The following is a 14684-nucleotide window of genomic DNA, read 5'->3' as shown; positions in this document are numbered from 1 at the left end:
TCAACACCTCCTGAAACTCGAAATTTCACATGAAACGCTTTCCAATTCCAATCACCCTTCTGCTATAATAATAGCGTATAGGAAAACAGAAGGGAGAGGTATTATGCAGTCTGAAAAGCCATGGCTTTCTCAATATCCCGAAGAGATTCCGCATGAGCTTGAATTTACCGATCAAACCCTGCCATCCAATCTGACAAACTCCGCAGCTCAATTCCCGAACCATACCGCCATTTATTTTCTCGGAAAAAAACTCACATTCCAGGACGTTCTCACAGATTCGTTAAAGCTAGCCGCTTTTTTACGCAAAACAGGCCTGAAAAAAGGTGACAGAGCCGCCATTATGCTGCCCAATTGTCCGCAGTCGGTCATCGCTTTTTACGGTGTATTGTTTGCCGGCGGCATTGTCGTTCAGACCAATCCTCTCTACACGGAACACGAGCTTGAGTATCAGCTGAAAGACAGTGCGCCGCGCGTGATCATCACCCTTGATATGCTGTTTCCGAAGGTGATAAAAATGAAAACGTTATCACTCGTCGAACGCATTATTACAACGAGTATAAAAGATTTTTTGCCGTTTCCGAAAAATATGCTGTATACACTCACGCAAAAACAACAGGTTCATATTGATTATGACGGATGCGAACAAATTCACAAATTAGCGGATATTTTAAAAAACGAAAGAGCGGAGGAGGCAGAGCCATTTGATATTGACCCTGCGCATGACATCGCCGTGCTTCAATACACGGGCGGAACAACCGGCTATCCGAAAGGCGTCATGCTCACACACCGGAACATTCAGGCCAATACAGAAATGTGCGCCGCCTGGATGTACAAAATGAAAAAGGGAGCCGAAAAGGTGCTCGGCATCGTGCCTTTTTTTCATGTGTACGGATTGACCGCCGTGCTCAATTTTTCCATTATGCAGGGATGTGAAATGATCCTTCTTCCCAAATTCAATCCTTTGGATACCCTGAAAACAATCGACAGGCTGAAGCCGACAGTTTTTCCCGGGGCGCCGACGATTTACATCGGGCTGTTGCATCACCCGGAGCTGAATAAATATGATCTGTCCTCCATTGAAAACTGTCCGAGCGGTTCAGCGGCGCTGCCGGTTGAGGTCAAACAGAAATTTGAAAAAGTGACCGGAGGAAAGCTTGTGGAAGGCTACGGATTATCCGAAGCATCACCGGTTACCCATTCAAACTTCATCTGGGGAAAAAATAAACCCGGCAGCATCGGCTGTCCCTGGCCCAATACCGATGCCGGAATCTATTCAGAAGAAAAAGGCGGGCTTGCGGGGCCGTATGAGCACGGCGAGCTGATCGTAAAAGGCCCTCAGATCATGAAAGGATACTGGGATAAGCAGGAGGAGACGGCGCGTGTCATCAGAGACGGCTGGCTGTTTACCGGAGATATGGGATATATGGATGAGGAAGGATTTTTCTACATCGCCGACAGGAAAAAAGACATCATCATTGCCGGCGGATACAACATTTACCCCCGGGAGGTGGAGGAGGCGCTTTATGAGCATGAAGCCGTTCAGGAAATCGTCGTAGCGGGCGTCCCTGATTCCTACAGAGGGGAAACGGTGAAAGCATTTATCGTTTTGAAAAAAGGCGCCGAGGCAGATGCCGATGAGCTTGATGCGTTTGCAAGAGAGCGGCTTGCGCCGTACAAAGTCCCGAAGCTTTACGAATTCAGAAAAGAGCTTCCGAAAACGGCCGTCGGAAAAATATTAAGAAGGCGTTTAGTCGAAGAGGAAGATGCTTCCCGTGAAAACAAGGTGCCTTAAAAGAAAAACTTGACAAAATCCGGATTCCTTTTTATCATGAAGTTATGAATGAATAGTCATTCATTTATCGAAGGAAGGAACGATGACATTGAACCAAAAACGGCCAAAGTATATGCAGATTATTGATGCAGCAGTAGAAGTCATAGCGGAAAACGGCTATCACCAATCACAGGTGTCCAAAATCGCCAAGCAGGCCGGCGTTGCGGACGGCACCATCTATTTATATTTCAAAAACAAAGAGGATATACTCATTTCTCTTTTTAAAGAAAAGATGGGCCAGTTCATTGAACGCATGGAAGAAGAAGTGAAAGAAAAAACGACGGCAAAAGAAAAACTCGCCCTCGTTATTAAGCAGCATTTCACACTGCTCGGCAATGACCGCCACCTCGCGATTGTGACCCAGCTTGAGCTCAGACAGTCAAATATCAAGCTGCGCCTGAAAATCAATGATATTTTAAAAGGTTATTTAAACATGCTGGACACCATTTTGACCGAAGGAATCAAGTCGGGGGAATGGAAAGACAATCTCGACGTCCGCCTCGCCCGGCAGATGATATTCGGGACGATAGATGAAACAGTGACAACATGGGTGATGAACGATCAAAAATATGATCTTCCGGATTTGTCAGACAAGGTATTGGAGCTGTTGGTGTCAGGAATTCATCAAAACTAAAGGGGGTTGACGGATGAACAGCCTTTCGATGGCGGTAGAACAATCTGTTGCGGTGATCACCATTAATCATCAGCCGGCCAACGCGCTGTCCGGTGCGGTTTTAGATGAGTTGTCCGGTCTGTTCGACCGATGTGAAACAGATGACAGTGTCAGAAGCATCATCATTCGCGGTGAGGGGAAATTTTTCTCGGCGGGCGCCGATATAAAGGAATTTACGTCGCTTGAAAATCTTGAGCAATCTTCTGCCATGGCGGATAAAGGCCAGCAGCTGATGGAAAGAATTGAAGGGTTTCCGAAGCCCGTTATCGCAGCGATTCACGGCGCTGCGCTCGGAGGCGGTCTTGAGCTAGCCATGGCCTGCCATATCAGAATCGCTACATTAGATGCAAAGCTCGGCCTGCCCGAGCTGAATCTCGGCATTATTCCGGGCTTTGCCGGGACGCAGCGGCTTCCCCGGTACGTCGGTACGGCGAAAGCGCTTGAAATGATCGGCACTTCAGAACCTGTGTCCGGAGAAGAAGCGCTCAGCCTCGGTCTTGTCACGATAGGCGCCGAACATGAGGAAGAGCTGCTGAAAAAGGCGAAAACACTCGCGGGCAAGTTTGCGGAAAAAAGCCCGCAGTCGATGGCTTATCTGCTTGAGCTCCTTTATTCAAACAAGATCTATTCTTATGACGGCGGCTTAAAGCTTGAAGCAAAGCGCTTTGGGGAAGCATTTGCATCAGATGACGCAAAAGAAGGCATTCAGGCATTTCTCGAAAAAAGAAAGCCTCAATTCGGTGGGCGAAGATAAAGGGGATAAGATTATGAATCTATTTGTACTGATGAAACGGACGTTTGACACAGAAGAGAAAATCGTCATTGAAGCAGGAAAGATTCAGGAGGACGGGGCCGAATTTATCATTAATCCGTATGATGAATACGCCATTGAAGAAGCCATTCAGCTGAAGGAAGAGCACGGCGGAACCGTTACCGCCGTAACCGTCGGCGGAGAAGATGCGGAGAAAGAACTGAGAACCGCCCTAGCGATGGGCTGTGACCAGGCGGTGTTAATTAATATTGAAGATGATCTGAGCGATCCTGACCAATACTCCATTTCAACTATCTTATATCATTATTTCAAGGACCGGGAATATGATCTGATTCTCGGCGGAAATGTCGCGATTGACGGCGGTTCAGGCCAAGTGGCTCCAAGGCTTGCCGAACTGCTGAACATTCCTTGCGTCACAACGATCACAAAACTGACAATCAGCGGTGATGAAGCTGTGGCAGAGAAAGACAATGAAGGGGATACCGAAATCATTAAAACCTCACTTCCTTTAGTCATCACGGCACAGCAAGGCTTAAACGAGCCGCGCTATCCGTCGCTTCCGGGCATTATGAAGGCGAAGAAAAAACCGCTGGAAGAACTTGAGCTCGATGACCTCGACATTGATGAAGATGATGCCGCACCGAAGCTCAAAACGATCGAACGTTTTCTGCCGCCGCAAAAAGAAGCGGGCAGACTGATCGAAGGAGAAGCCGCTGAGCAGGCGAAAGAGCTTGTGTCACTGCTGAGAAAAGAAGCCAAAGTCGTATAAACCGATATTAAAGAAACTGGGGGATGTCAGAATGGGAAAAAAAGTGATCGTACTCGGAGAAATTCGTGACGGCGCCTTACGGAACGTCACCTTTGAAGCCATAGCCGCAGGCAAAACCATTTCCGGCGGAGGAAATGTCATCGGCGTGCTGATGGGAAAAGGCGCAGCTGATGCAGCACCAGAACTCATTCAGTACGGTGCCGACAAAGTATTTACGGCCGATTCGCCGGGGCTTTCTCAGTATACGGCGGACGGATATGCCGCGGTTCTCGGGGATCTGATCGAAAATGAAAAGCCTGATGCGGTCATTTTCGGCCACACTTCTATGGGAAAAGATTTATCACCTAAGCTTGCGGCACGGTTTGAAACGGGGCTGATTTCAGACAGCACGGATGTAAGCGTTACCGGAGACAACATCGTTTTTACAAGACCGATTTATTCCGGCAAAGCCTTTGAACAGGTGATTTCAACCGATCCGTTCATTTTGGCGACAATTCGTCCGAATAATATTCAGGCATTAGAAAAAGACGCGAACCGGACGGGTGATATTGAAGAGCTTGCGGCGCCGCCGGCAGATTTGCGGACGGTCATTGAAGAAGTAGTCAAAAAAACGGCGGACGGCGTGGATTTATCAGAAGCGAAAATTATCGTAGCAGGCGGCCGCGGTGTAAAAAGCAAAGATGGATTTGAACCGTTAAAAGAACTTGCCGAGGTGCTCGGAGCAGCGGTGGGCGCTTCACGCGGCGCGTGTGACGCGGACTATTGCGATTATTCTCTTCAAATCGGCCAGACGGGAAAAGTCGTCACGCCGGATTTGTATATCGCCTGCGGCATTTCCGGAGCGATTCAGCACTTGGCGGGCATGTCAAACAGTAAGGTCATTGTTGCCATTAACAAAGACCCGGAAGCGGAAATATTTAAAATAGCGGACTACGGAATTGTCGGCGATTTGTTCGAAGTGGTTCCGCTTCTGACCCAAGAATTTAAAAATGCCAATATTCATTCATAATCAAAACCCTCTGGCTGATTTGTCAGAGGGTTTTGGTTTTTGTTAATTAGTTCGGACAAATTAAAGATTAATAAAACAATAGATTGACATGTACGAACCAATGTAATAAGCTTTTGTAAAGCGCTTACAAACTTATCCATACAGCATTCATCCCAGATAGATCGTCTCTAGTGCTTTCATTCTTATTAAGGGGAAGGAATGATCAAGTTTGTCTCACAATACGGCAGTCATTCAAACTGATATCACACGGGGAACCATTAATAAAAACATATACGGACATTTCGCGGAACATCTGGGAAGAGGCATATATGAGGGCATCTGGGTCGGAAAAGATTCCGATATTCCGAATACCGGCGGGATCAGGACGGATGTCGCCGACGCCCTCAAACAGCTTCAGATTCCCGTCCTCAGATGGCCGGGCGGCTGTTTTGCAGATGAATACCATTGGGCAAACGGCGTAGGGAAACGCAAAACCATGCTGAATACCCATTGGGGCGGGACGATTGATTCCAATGAATTCGGCACGCACGAGTTTATGATGCTTTGTGAACTGCTTGGCTGCGAACCGTACATCGCCGGAAACGTCGGCAGCGGAACGGTTAAAGAAATGGCTGATTGGATTGAATACATGACGTTTGAAGCGGGCACGCCGATGTCCGACTGGAGAAAAGAAAACGGGCGGGAAAAACCGTGGAAGCTGACATATTTCGGAATAGGAAATGAGAACTGGGGCTGCGGCGGAAACATGCATCCTGAGTATTATGCTGATCTTTACAGAAACTTTCAAACCTATGTCCGCAATTACAGCGGTAATGAAATCTATAAAATTGCCGGCGGCGCGAATGTCGACGATTACCGCTGGACCGAGATCTTAATGAAAAAAGCCGCTGATCTCATGGACGGGCTGAGCCTGCATTATTACACAATACCGGGCGATTTCTGGAAGGGGAAAGGATCAGCGACGGAGTTTACGGAAGATGAATGGTTCATCACGATGAAAAAAGCGGCTCATATGGATGTATTGATCACAAGGCACAGCGCCATCATGGATCAGTACGATCCCGAAAAAAGAGTCGGGCTGATCATTGATGAATGGGGCACGTGGCTTGATCCTGAGCCAGGCACGAATCCGGGCTTTCTGTATCAGCAGAATACGATCCGCGACGCCCTTGTGGCCGCGACGCATTTTCACATTTTTCATCAGCATGCAGACCGCGTACAGATGGCCAATATCGCGCAAACCGTCAACGTGCTTCAGGCAATGATCCTGACAGAAGGGAAAGATATGCTGCTGACGCCGACGTATCATGTGTTTGATATGTTTAAGGTGCATCAGGACGCTTCTCTTTTGGCGACAGAAACAAAAGCAGCCAGGTACGAATGGAATGACGGCCGGCTCCCGCAAGTCAGCATTTCAGCGTCCAAACAGCAAAACGGAGACATACATATCAGCCTTTGCAATATCGATCATCTGCACAAAGCTGATGTGAAGATTGAACTGCGGGGCATGAAAAAGACAGGGAAGCCTTCGGGAACGATTCTTCACGCGGAAAAAATGAATGCCCACAATACATTCAGCAGTCCGGAAAACGTCAAACCGAAGCCGTTTTCCGGGTTTGCTCAAAAGGGCGGAAAACTTGAGGCGGAGCTTCCTCCGATGGCGGTTGTACTAATCACGCTGCCTGCGAATCCATCTTAAGTTTTGAACGCCTGCCGCCCGGTTATAATACACTGTATAAATAAGATTATTTCCGGCGGGTTCGGGAGAAAATAATATAAGCATTAAATTAGCATGAACGAATGGGAGATGCTATACTAAAAATCATCATTTGACAATTGGAGGAATAACAAATGGCTATCGTAAAAGCAACTGATCAATCGTTCTCAGCTGAAACAAGTGAAGGTGTCGTATTGGCTGATTTCTGGGCTCCTTGGTGCGGACCTTGTAAAATGATCGCGCCCGTTCTTGAAGAGCTTGATCAAGAAATGGGAGACAAACTGAAAATCGTCAAAATCGACGTGGATGAAAACCAAGAAACTGCCGGTAAATACGGCGTCATGAGCATCCCGACACTTCTCGTGCTAAAAGACGGAGAAGTCGTTGAAACATCTGTCGGTTTCAAACCGAAAGAAGCTCTTGAAGAGCTTGTAAACAAACATCTGTAAGCCGAAAGCTTCCGTTACGGCAGGGCGATTCCTTTGAAAGGGAATCGCCTTTTTTGATCTTCCAAAAGCTGAGAATGGAGAAAAACAAATGTTCGTGATACACTGAATGGACACGAGAAATGAATGTAAGGAAGGGTAACGTATGAATAAACAACTGAAAGAAAAACTGGCCCTCCTTCCCGATCAGCCGGGCTGTTATTTAATGAAAGACCGCCAAAAAACAGTCATCTACGTGGGGAAAGCGAAAGTCTTGAAAAACAGGGTGCGGTCTTATTTCACCGGTTCTCACGACGCAAAAACCCAACGGCTTGTGACGGAGATTGAGGACTTTGAATATATCGTGACTTCCTCCAATCTTGAAGCGCTTATTTTGGAAATGAATCTGATTAAAAAATACGATCCGAAATACAATGTCATGCTGAAAGATGATAAAACCTATCCCTTTATTAAAATCACCCATGAACGCCATCCGCGGCTGATTGTCACCCGGAATGTCAAAAAAGACAAAGGACGCTATTTCGGCCCGTATCCGAATGTGCAGGCGGCGCGGGAAACGAAAAAACTGCTGGACCGCCTTTACCCGCTCAGGAAATGCTCAAAGCTTCCGGACCGCGTCTGTCTCTATTATCATCTCGGACAATGCCTTGCTCCATGTGTAAAGGATATATCTGAGGAGACAAACCGCGAGATTGTTGAAGACATTACCCGTTTTTTAAAGGGAGGGCATAACGAAATCAAAAAAGAGCTCGAAGCGAAAATGGCAGAAGCGGCGGAAAAGCTTGAATTTGAACGGGCTAAAGAATTCCGCGATCAGCTTGCTCACATCGAATCGACGATGGAGAAGCAAAAAATGACCATGAATGACCTTCTGGACCGCGATGTGTTTGCATATGCCTACGATAAAGGCTGGATGTGCGTCCAAGTCTTTTTCATACGCCAAGGAAAACTGATCGAACGCGACGTCAGCATGTTTCCGATGTATCAGGAAGCGGATGAAGAATTTCTGACCTTCATCGGCCAGTTCTACTCTAAAAACAATCACTTTCTGCCTAAGGAAATTCTGGTGCCTGACAGCGTTGACAGGGACATGATCACCGAGCTGTTGGAAACCGCCGTGCATCAGCCGAAAAAAGGCCCGAAAAAAGAGCTGCTTTTGCTTGCGCACAAAAATGCGAAAATCGCTCTGCGGGAAAAATTCTCGTTAATCGAGCGGGATGAGGAACGGTCAATCGGTGCAGCCGAACGGCTCGGCGAAGCGCTGAATATTTATACGCCGCATCGGATTGAAGCGTTTGACAACTCCAATATTCAAGGCACAAACCCCGTATCGGCCATGATTGTCTTTATTGACGGAAAACCGAATAAAAAGGAATACCGCAAATATAAAATTAAAACCGTAACAGGGCCGGATGATTACGGCTCAATGAGGGAAGTCGTCAGAAGAAGGTACACGAGGGTGCTCCGCGAAAATCTTCCGCTGCCGGATTTAATCATCATTGACGGCGGAAAAGGGCAGATTAACGCGGCGCGCGACGTGCTTGAGAATGAGCTCGGCCTTGATGTCCCGGTAGCGGGATTGGCGAAAGATGATAAACACCGAACATCCAACCTTTTGATCGGCGACCCGCTTGAACCGGTGTTTCTGGAGCGGAACAGCCAAGAGTTTTACCTGCTTCAGCGCATTCAGGACGAAGTTCACCGTTTTGCGATCAGCTTTCACAGACAGATCCGGGGAAAAAGCGTCTTTCAATCCGTTCTGGACGATATCCCCGGAATCGGCGAAAAACGCAAAAAAATGCTCTTAAAACATTTCGGATCTGTCAAAAAGATGAAGGAAGCAAGCCTTGACGATATCAAAAAAGCGGGTGTGCCGGCCGCGGCGGCCCAGCTGCTGTTTGAAAAATTAAAAAAATAGTATTGTGCTTTTCTGAAAAATCTGCTAGAATGTGAACTAATTTCATAAGATCGTGTTATATGGTGAAGATAGAGGTGCGAACTTCAATAGTAAGCCTTTGGAGAATGATGGATTCTGCGAAAAAGGCTGAAAGGGGAGCGTCGCCGAAGTGTATCACATCCCATCGGTGTGATTCGCTGGCCTTGCATTAAATAAATGTAAGGCTGTCAAGAATTCATTTTCTTGGAGGGCTATCTCGTTGTTCATAATCAATCGTAATGATATGAAAAAGCAATGAGAGCTATTCCTCTCATTGCTTTTTTTATTGTGGACAAAACGCTCTTTTCTCCTCACCCGCACGAACCAAAATGTAAAGGGTGGTCTAGTATGGGTCTTATCGTACAAAAATTCGGAGGCACTTCCGTCGGCTCTGCCGAAAAAATTCAAAATGCCGCAAATCGCGCTATTGCTGAAAAGCAAAAAGGCCATGACGTCGTAGTCGTCGTTTCGGCAATGGGAAAATCAACCGACGCGCTCGTTAACCTCGCGGCTGAAATCACATCTGAACCAAGCAGACGCGAGATGGATATGCTTTTGTCTACGGGAGAGCAGGTCACGATTTCGCTTTTGGCCATGGCGCTTCAGGAAAAAGGATATGACGCCGTCTCTTATACGGGCTGGCAGGCGGGTGTCCGCACGGAAGCCGTTCACGGCAATGCGAGAATTACGGATATTGATATCACGGCGATTCGTTCGCAGCTTGCAGAAGGCAGGATTACAGTCGTTGCCGGTTTTCAGGGCGTAACGGAAGACGGCGGCATCACGACGCTCGGACGGGGCGGTTCCGATACGACGGCGGTCGCTCTTGCCGCAGCGCTGGAAGCGGATAAATGCGACATTTATACAGATGTTCCGGGCGTATTTACGACAGATCCGCGGTATGTCCGGTCAGCGAGAAAACTGGCGGGAATTTCTTATGATGAAATGCTGGAGCTTGCAAATCTGGGAGCGGGTGTTCTTCACCCGCGGGCGGTTGAGTTCGCGAAAAACTACCAAGTGCCTTTAGAAGTGCGGTCTAGTACGGAACATGAAGCGGGAACATTAATTGAGGAGGAATCATCAATGGAGCAGAATTTAATCGTCAGAGGAATTGCATTTGAAGACCAGATCACGAGGGTGTCCGTTACAGGCCTTGCAAGCGGATTGACAACACTTTCAACAATCTTCACCGCGCTGGCAAAACGAAACATCAACGTTGACATTATTATTCAGACACAGTCGGACGATGGGGAAGCGGATATTTCTTTCTCAGTGAAAACGGAAGATGCCGCGCAAACGGTCGCCGTGCTTGAAGAATATAAAAACGCGCTTGACTATGAAAAAATTGAAACCGAAAGAAAACTGGCGAAAGTCTCTATTGTCGGGTCGGGCATGGTTTCAAATCCCGGCGTCGCCGCGGACATGTTTGCCGTACTGGCGGAAAAAAATGTACAAGTCAAAATGGTGAGCACATCTGAAATAAAAGTATCAGCGGTTGTCAGCGAAAATGATATGGTGAAAGCGGTCGAAGCGCTTCATGATGCGTTTGAGCTTTCTAAACAGCCGTCTGCCGTGTAAACGGGCAGGCAAAAAGGCGGGACTTGGAGTCACCGCCTTTTTTCAATTATACAGGGTCCTTCATATCCCATTTTACAGTCAGGACGACTTTATCCGCTCTCTTTTTTACCTGTTCATAAGATTCTGCAATCTGATCGTTCATCAATTGAATCTGTTCGGCTATAAAACCGGCTTCAAGCTGAAAACAAGGCTCTTTCTGATGTTTGAGCCTGCTGGATACGAGCGATCCTTCCAGTTCAAATTCCAGTTCTTGTTTTTTTGATCCTGCGTTTGTCAAAGTTCCCCAGCCGGCTTTTTCAAAAAAGGCGGGGATTTCTTCCCACGATTGAAGAGGAAATTTGCGGGCGAGGCGTTTTCCCGCCCAATACATCATCGATGAATGCTCCGGGCCGAGGATATCCGGAAGCACGATTTCCCGGATTAATTCGTAGCCGTATGCGCTGACGTCGAGTTCAGTTAAAGGTTCTAAAGCTGCTTCATAATTATTCTTCATATTATGTATTCCCCTCTCTCCTTCGTTTATTATAGCTTAAACAGGGGGGAGGATTACAGGATGATCCTATAAAACACGCGAAAAAATGTGAGAAAGATATCGCAGGAAAATAAAATTTTCCCTCCAGATAATCAATTCCGAAAATTATAATTTATGTACACGTTTTCTTGACGCCCTTTTGAGGTAGGAGTAAAATGAAATTGTCAATAAATTTTAATAAAGTGCTTACAATTGAAACGAAGTGGGGGCAGAGATTTTAGTACATTTCGCACTTAAATCAAACAGGGGGTAAAGTAATGTCTGGGAACAGAGAGTTTTATTTTCGAAGATTGCATTCCTTGCTCGGTGTTATTCCGGTCGGCATCTTTTTGATCCAGCATTTAGTCGTCAACCAATTTGCCGCAAGGGGAGCGGATGCGTTTAACAAGGCGGCCGGCTTTATGGACAGTCTGCCGTTCAGGTATGCGTTAGAAATTTTTATTATTTTCTTACCTTTAATTTATCATGCGGTTTACGGTGTGTACATAGCATTTACTGCGAAAAACAACGCTGGCCACTACAGTTATTTCAGAAACTGGATGTTTGTGCTTCAGCGTGTCACTGGTATTCTCACCCTTATTTTCGTCAGCTGGCATGTGTGGCAGACGCGGATTGCCGCGCAGATGGGCGCTGAAGTCAACTTCGATATGATGGCGAATATTTTGAGCTCGCCGTTTATGCTCGGTTTTTACATTGTAGGCGTTTTATCGGTCATTTTTCACTTTTCAAACGGCTTATGGTCTTTTGCGGTCACATGGGGGATCACGGTCACGCCGCGTTCTCAAAGAATTTCGACTTACGTGACGCTGATTATATTTTTAGCGCTTTCATACGTAGGTTTAAAAGCGATTTTTGCGTTTGTGTAAGAGAACTAGATTACTAGAGGGAGAGGGGCTATCATGAGTCAATCAAGCATTATCGTAGTCGGCGGGGGTCTTGCCGGCCTCATGGCGACAATTAAAGCAGCGGAATCAGGCACGGCCGTTAAATTGTTTTCCATCGTTCCGGTCAAACGCTCTCACTCGGTCTGCGCGCAGGGCGGGATAAACGGAGCTGTCAACACAAAAGGGGAAGGAGACTCTCCGTTTGAGCATTTTGATGACACGGTATACGGAGGCGACTTTTTGGCAAACCAGCCTCCTGTAAAAGCGATGTGTGAAGCGGCGCCGTCCATTATCCACTTATTGGATCGCATGGGGGTTATGTTTAACAGAACGCCGGAAGGGCTCTTGGACTTCCGCCGTTTCGGGGGTACACAGCATCACAGAACCGCATACGCGGGAGCGACGACGGGTCAGCAGCTTCTTTACGCACTGGACGAGCAGGTGCGCAGATATGAAGTGGCGGGTCTCGTCACAAAATACGAAGGCTGGGAATTCCTCGGCGCCGTTCTTGACGATGAGCGCACGTGCCGCGGTATCGTAGCCCAAAATCTGACCAATATGCAAATCGAGTCATTCCGTTCTGACGCCGTTATTATGGCGACGGGAGGTCCCGGAATCGTATTCGGGAAATCAACAAACAGCATGATCAATACGGGATCTGCCGCATCAATCGTTTATCAGCAGGGCGCTTATTATGCAAACGGCGAATTTATCCAAATTCACCCGACAGCAATCCCGGGGGACGATAAACTGCGTCTGATGAGTGAATCGGCGCGCGGCGAGGGCGGAAGAGTCTGGACGTATAAAGACGGAAAACCTTGGTACTTCCTTGAGGAAAAATATCCGGCTTACGGAAACCTCGTGCCGCGGGATATTGCGACACGTGAAATCTTTGACGTGTGCGTGAATCAGAAACTCGGCATCAACGGAGAAAACATGGTGTATCTCGATCTGTCGCACAAAGATCCGAAAGAGCTTGACGTTAAGCTTGGCGGCATTATCGAAATCTATGAAAAATTCATGGGCGATGACCCGCGCAAGCTTCCGATGAAAATTTTCCCTGCCGTTCACTATTCAATGGGCGGACTGTGGGTTGATTATGATCAGATGACAAGCATCCGCGGACTGTTCGCAGCGGGTGAATGTGATTATTCAATGCACGGAGGAAACCGTTTAGGGGCGAACTCTCTGCTTTCCGCCATCTACGGAGGAATGGTGGCCGGACCGAATGCGGTGAAATATGTTTCCGGACTTGAAACATCAGCGGAAGACCTGTCTTCTTCATTATTTGATTCCTATGTGAAAAAAGAAGAAGAAAAATGGGCCGATATCATGAAGATGGACGGCGACGAAAATGCCTACGTGCTTCACCGTGAGCTCGGAGAATGGATGACGGCCAACGTCACGGTGGTCCGCCACAACGACAAGCTTTTGAAAACGGATGACAAGATCCAAGAGCTGATGGAACGCTTTAAGAAAATCAATATCAACGATACGACAAAATGGAGCAACCAAGGGGCGATGTTCACCCGCCAGTTCTCCAATATGCTTCAGCTTGCCAGAGTCATCACGCTCGGCGCATATAACCGAAATGAAAGCCGGGGAGCGCACTATAAACCGGATTTCCCTGAAAGAAATGACGATGAGTGGCTCAAAACGACGATGGCGAAACATGCCGGTCCGTTTGAAGCTCCGGAATTTGAATATCAGGATGTCGATGTATCACTGATTGCGCCCCGTAAACGCGACTACTCGAAGAAGAAGGTGGCGAAATAATCATGAGTGAGAAAAAGATACGGTTTATCATTACACGTCAGGATACGCCCGAAAGCGCGCCATACGATGAAGAATTCGAAATCAATTACCGCCCGAACCTGAACGTGATTTCCGCCCTGATGGAAATCCGCAGAAATCCCGTGAATGCAAAAGGAGAGAAAACCACTCCGGTCGCATGGGACATGAACTGTCTTGAAGAAGTATGCGGCGCCTGCTCCATGGTCATCAACGGAAGACCGCGCCAGTCATGTACGGCGCTGATTGATAAGCTGGAACAGCCGATCCGTCTGAAGCCGATGAAAACATTCCCGGTTGTCCGTGACCTTCAGGTTGACCGCAGCAGAATGTTTGATTCACTGAAAAAAGTGAAAGCATGGGTGCCGATTGACGGAACTTACGATTTGGGGCCGGGGCCGAGAATGCCGGAAAAACGCCGCCAGTGGGCATATGAATTGTCTAAATGCATGACATGCGGCGTCTGCCTCGAAGCCTGCCCGAACGTCAACAGCAAGTCGAAATTCATGGGGCCTGCCCCGATGTCGCAAGTCCGTCTGTTTAACGCCCATCCGACGGGCGCGATGAACAAAGCAGAACGTTTAGAAGCGTTAATGACAGACGGCGGCCTCGGAGATTGCGGGAATTCACAAAACTGTGTTCAATCCTGCCCGAAAGGCATTCCGCTTACGACTTCAATCGCCGCTTTGAACAGAGATACCAATTTACAAGCATTCCGTAATTTCTTCGGAAGCGACAGAGTATAA

The 14684-nt window shown here is 47.6% G+C and carries 13 protein-coding genes and 1 riboswitch; of the genes, 12 read left to right on the top strand and 1 reads right to left on the bottom strand.

Going from position 1 to position 14684, the window contains the following annotated elements:
- Window positions 1–103: 103 nt before the first annotated feature.
- The 9 genes from NYE28_RS14910 (at window position 104) to NYE28_RS14870 (ending at window position 10731) form a co-directional block, all read left to right on the top strand.
- The gene (locus NYE28_RS14910) at window positions 104–1792 is read left to right on the top strand and encodes an AMP-binding protein (protein WP_160223207.1); all 1689 of its coding nucleotides are present in this window, start codon (window positions 104–106) and stop codon (window positions 1790–1792) included.
- 88 nt (window positions 1793–1880) lie between these two features.
- Window positions 1881–2465, top strand: coding sequence for a TetR/AcrR family transcriptional regulator (locus NYE28_RS14905; protein WP_007408119.1), 585 nt, complete (start codon window positions 1881–1883; stop codon window positions 2463–2465).
- A gap of 13 nt (window positions 2466–2478) precedes the next feature.
- The gene (locus NYE28_RS14900) at window positions 2479–3258 is read left to right on the top strand and encodes an enoyl-CoA hydratase (RefSeq protein ID WP_032866568.1); all 780 of its coding nucleotides are present in this window, start codon (window positions 2479–2481) and stop codon (window positions 3256–3258) included.
- Between the two features lie 13 nt (window positions 3259–3271).
- Entirely contained in the window at window positions 3272–4045 is a 774-nt protein-coding gene (locus NYE28_RS14895; protein WP_007408121.1) for an electron transfer flavoprotein subunit beta/FixA family protein, read from the top strand.
- Window positions 4046–4076: 31 nt separating this feature from the next.
- A complete protein-coding gene (locus NYE28_RS14890; RefSeq protein ID WP_012118130.1) occupies window positions 4077–5054 on the top strand; it encodes an electron transfer flavoprotein subunit alpha/FixB family protein in 978 nt (325 codons plus the stop codon).
- Between the two features lie 208 nt (window positions 5055–5262).
- A complete protein-coding gene (locus NYE28_RS14885) occupies window positions 5263–6753 on the top strand; it encodes an alpha-N-arabinofuranosidase (protein WP_124692788.1) in 1491 nt (496 codons plus the stop codon).
- A 152-nt stretch (window positions 6754–6905) separates the two neighbouring features.
- Window positions 6906–7220 (top strand): thioredoxin, encoded by a 315-nt coding sequence (gene trxA / locus NYE28_RS14880; RefSeq protein WP_003152560.1) that lies wholly within the window; start codon window positions 6906–6908, stop codon window positions 7218–7220.
- A 142-nt stretch (window positions 7221–7362) separates the two neighbouring features.
- Complete coding sequence (gene uvrC / locus NYE28_RS14875) at window positions 7363–9135, top strand: excinuclease ABC subunit UvrC (protein WP_025285072.1); 1773 nt, start codon at window positions 7363–7365, stop codon at window positions 9133–9135.
- Between the two features lie 61 nt (window positions 9136–9196).
- Window positions 9197–9376, top strand: a riboswitch (Lysine riboswitch).
- A 125-nt stretch (window positions 9377–9501) separates the two neighbouring features.
- The gene (locus NYE28_RS14870; RefSeq protein WP_025285071.1) at window positions 9502–10731 is read left to right on the top strand and encodes an aspartate kinase; all 1230 of its coding nucleotides are present in this window, start codon (window positions 9502–9504) and stop codon (window positions 10729–10731) included.
- A 46-nt stretch (window positions 10732–10777) separates the two neighbouring features.
- On the opposite strand, the gene NYE28_RS14865 is transcribed toward NYE28_RS14870, so the two are convergent.
- Complete coding sequence (locus NYE28_RS14865) at window positions 10778–11224, bottom strand: YslB family protein (protein WP_160223206.1); 447 nt, start codon at window positions 11222–11224, stop codon at window positions 10778–10780.
- A 296-nt stretch (window positions 11225–11520) separates the two neighbouring features.
- Here NYE28_RS14865 and sdhC point away from each other — a divergent pair, with 296 nt between their 5' ends.
- Genes sdhC through sdhB form a run of 3 tightly spaced genes read left to right on the top strand, consistent with a single transcriptional unit; the run spans window position 11521 to window position 14684 of the window.
- Complete coding sequence (sdhC, locus tag NYE28_RS14860; RefSeq protein WP_003152571.1) at window positions 11521–12129, top strand: succinate dehydrogenase cytochrome B558; 609 nt, start codon at window positions 11521–11523, stop codon at window positions 12127–12129.
- A gap of 33 nt (window positions 12130–12162) precedes the next feature.
- Window positions 12163–13923 carry a succinate dehydrogenase flavoprotein subunit gene (gene sdhA / locus NYE28_RS14855; RefSeq protein WP_003152573.1) on the top strand — a complete coding sequence of 587 codons (1761 nt, stop codon included), beginning with the start codon at window positions 12163–12165 and terminating at the stop codon, window positions 13921–13923.
- A gap of 2 nt (window positions 13924–13925) precedes the next feature.
- Window positions 13926–14684: a succinate dehydrogenase iron-sulfur subunit gene (gene sdhB / locus NYE28_RS14850; RefSeq protein WP_003152575.1), complete on the top strand. Its 759-nt coding sequence runs from the start codon at window positions 13926–13928 to the stop codon at window positions 14682–14684.

The sequence above is a fragment of the Bacillus sp. FSL R5-0443 genome, from assembly GCF_038608285.1.
Taxonomy (GTDB): Bacteria; Bacillota; Bacilli; order Bacillales; family Bacillaceae; genus Bacillus; species Bacillus velezensis.
This window is presented reverse-complemented; position numbering and strand designations above follow the sequence as displayed.

Bases quoted from the DNA above. Each gene is read 5' to 3' on its own strand.
- NYE28_RS14910 (WP_160223207.1), top strand. From the start codon at position 104: ATGCAGTCTGAAAAGCCATGGCTTTCTCAATATCCCGAAGAGATTCCG.
- NYE28_RS14900 (WP_032866568.1), top strand. From the start codon at position 2,479: ATGAACAGCCTTTCGATGGCGGTAGAACAATCTGTTGCGGTGATCACC.
- NYE28_RS14895 (WP_007408121.1), top strand. From the start codon at position 3,272: ATGAATCTATTTGTACTGATGAAACGGACGTTTGACACAGAAGAGAAA.
- NYE28_RS14890 (WP_012118130.1), top strand. From the start codon at position 4,077: ATGGGAAAAAAAGTGATCGTACTCGGAGAAATTCGTGACGGCGCCTTA.
- trxA (WP_003152560.1), top strand. From the start codon at position 6,906: ATGGCTATCGTAAAAGCAACTGATCAATCGTTCTCAGCTGAAACAAGT.
- uvrC (WP_025285072.1), top strand. From the start codon at position 7,363: ATGAATAAACAACTGAAAGAAAAACTGGCCCTCCTTCCCGATCAGCCG.
- NYE28_RS14870 (WP_025285071.1), top strand. From the start codon at position 9,502: ATGGGTCTTATCGTACAAAAATTCGGAGGCACTTCCGTCGGCTCTGCC.
- NYE28_RS14865 (WP_160223206.1), bottom strand. From the start codon at position 11,224: ATGAAGAATAATTATGAAGCAGCTTTAGAACCTTTAACTGAACTCGAC.
- sdhC (WP_003152571.1), top strand. From the start codon at position 11,521: ATGTCTGGGAACAGAGAGTTTTATTTTCGAAGATTGCATTCCTTGCTC.
- sdhA (WP_003152573.1), top strand. From the start codon at position 12,163: ATGAGTCAATCAAGCATTATCGTAGTCGGCGGGGGTCTTGCCGGCCTC.
- sdhB (WP_003152575.1), top strand. From the start codon at position 13,926: ATGAGTGAGAAAAAGATACGGTTTATCATTACACGTCAGGATACGCCC.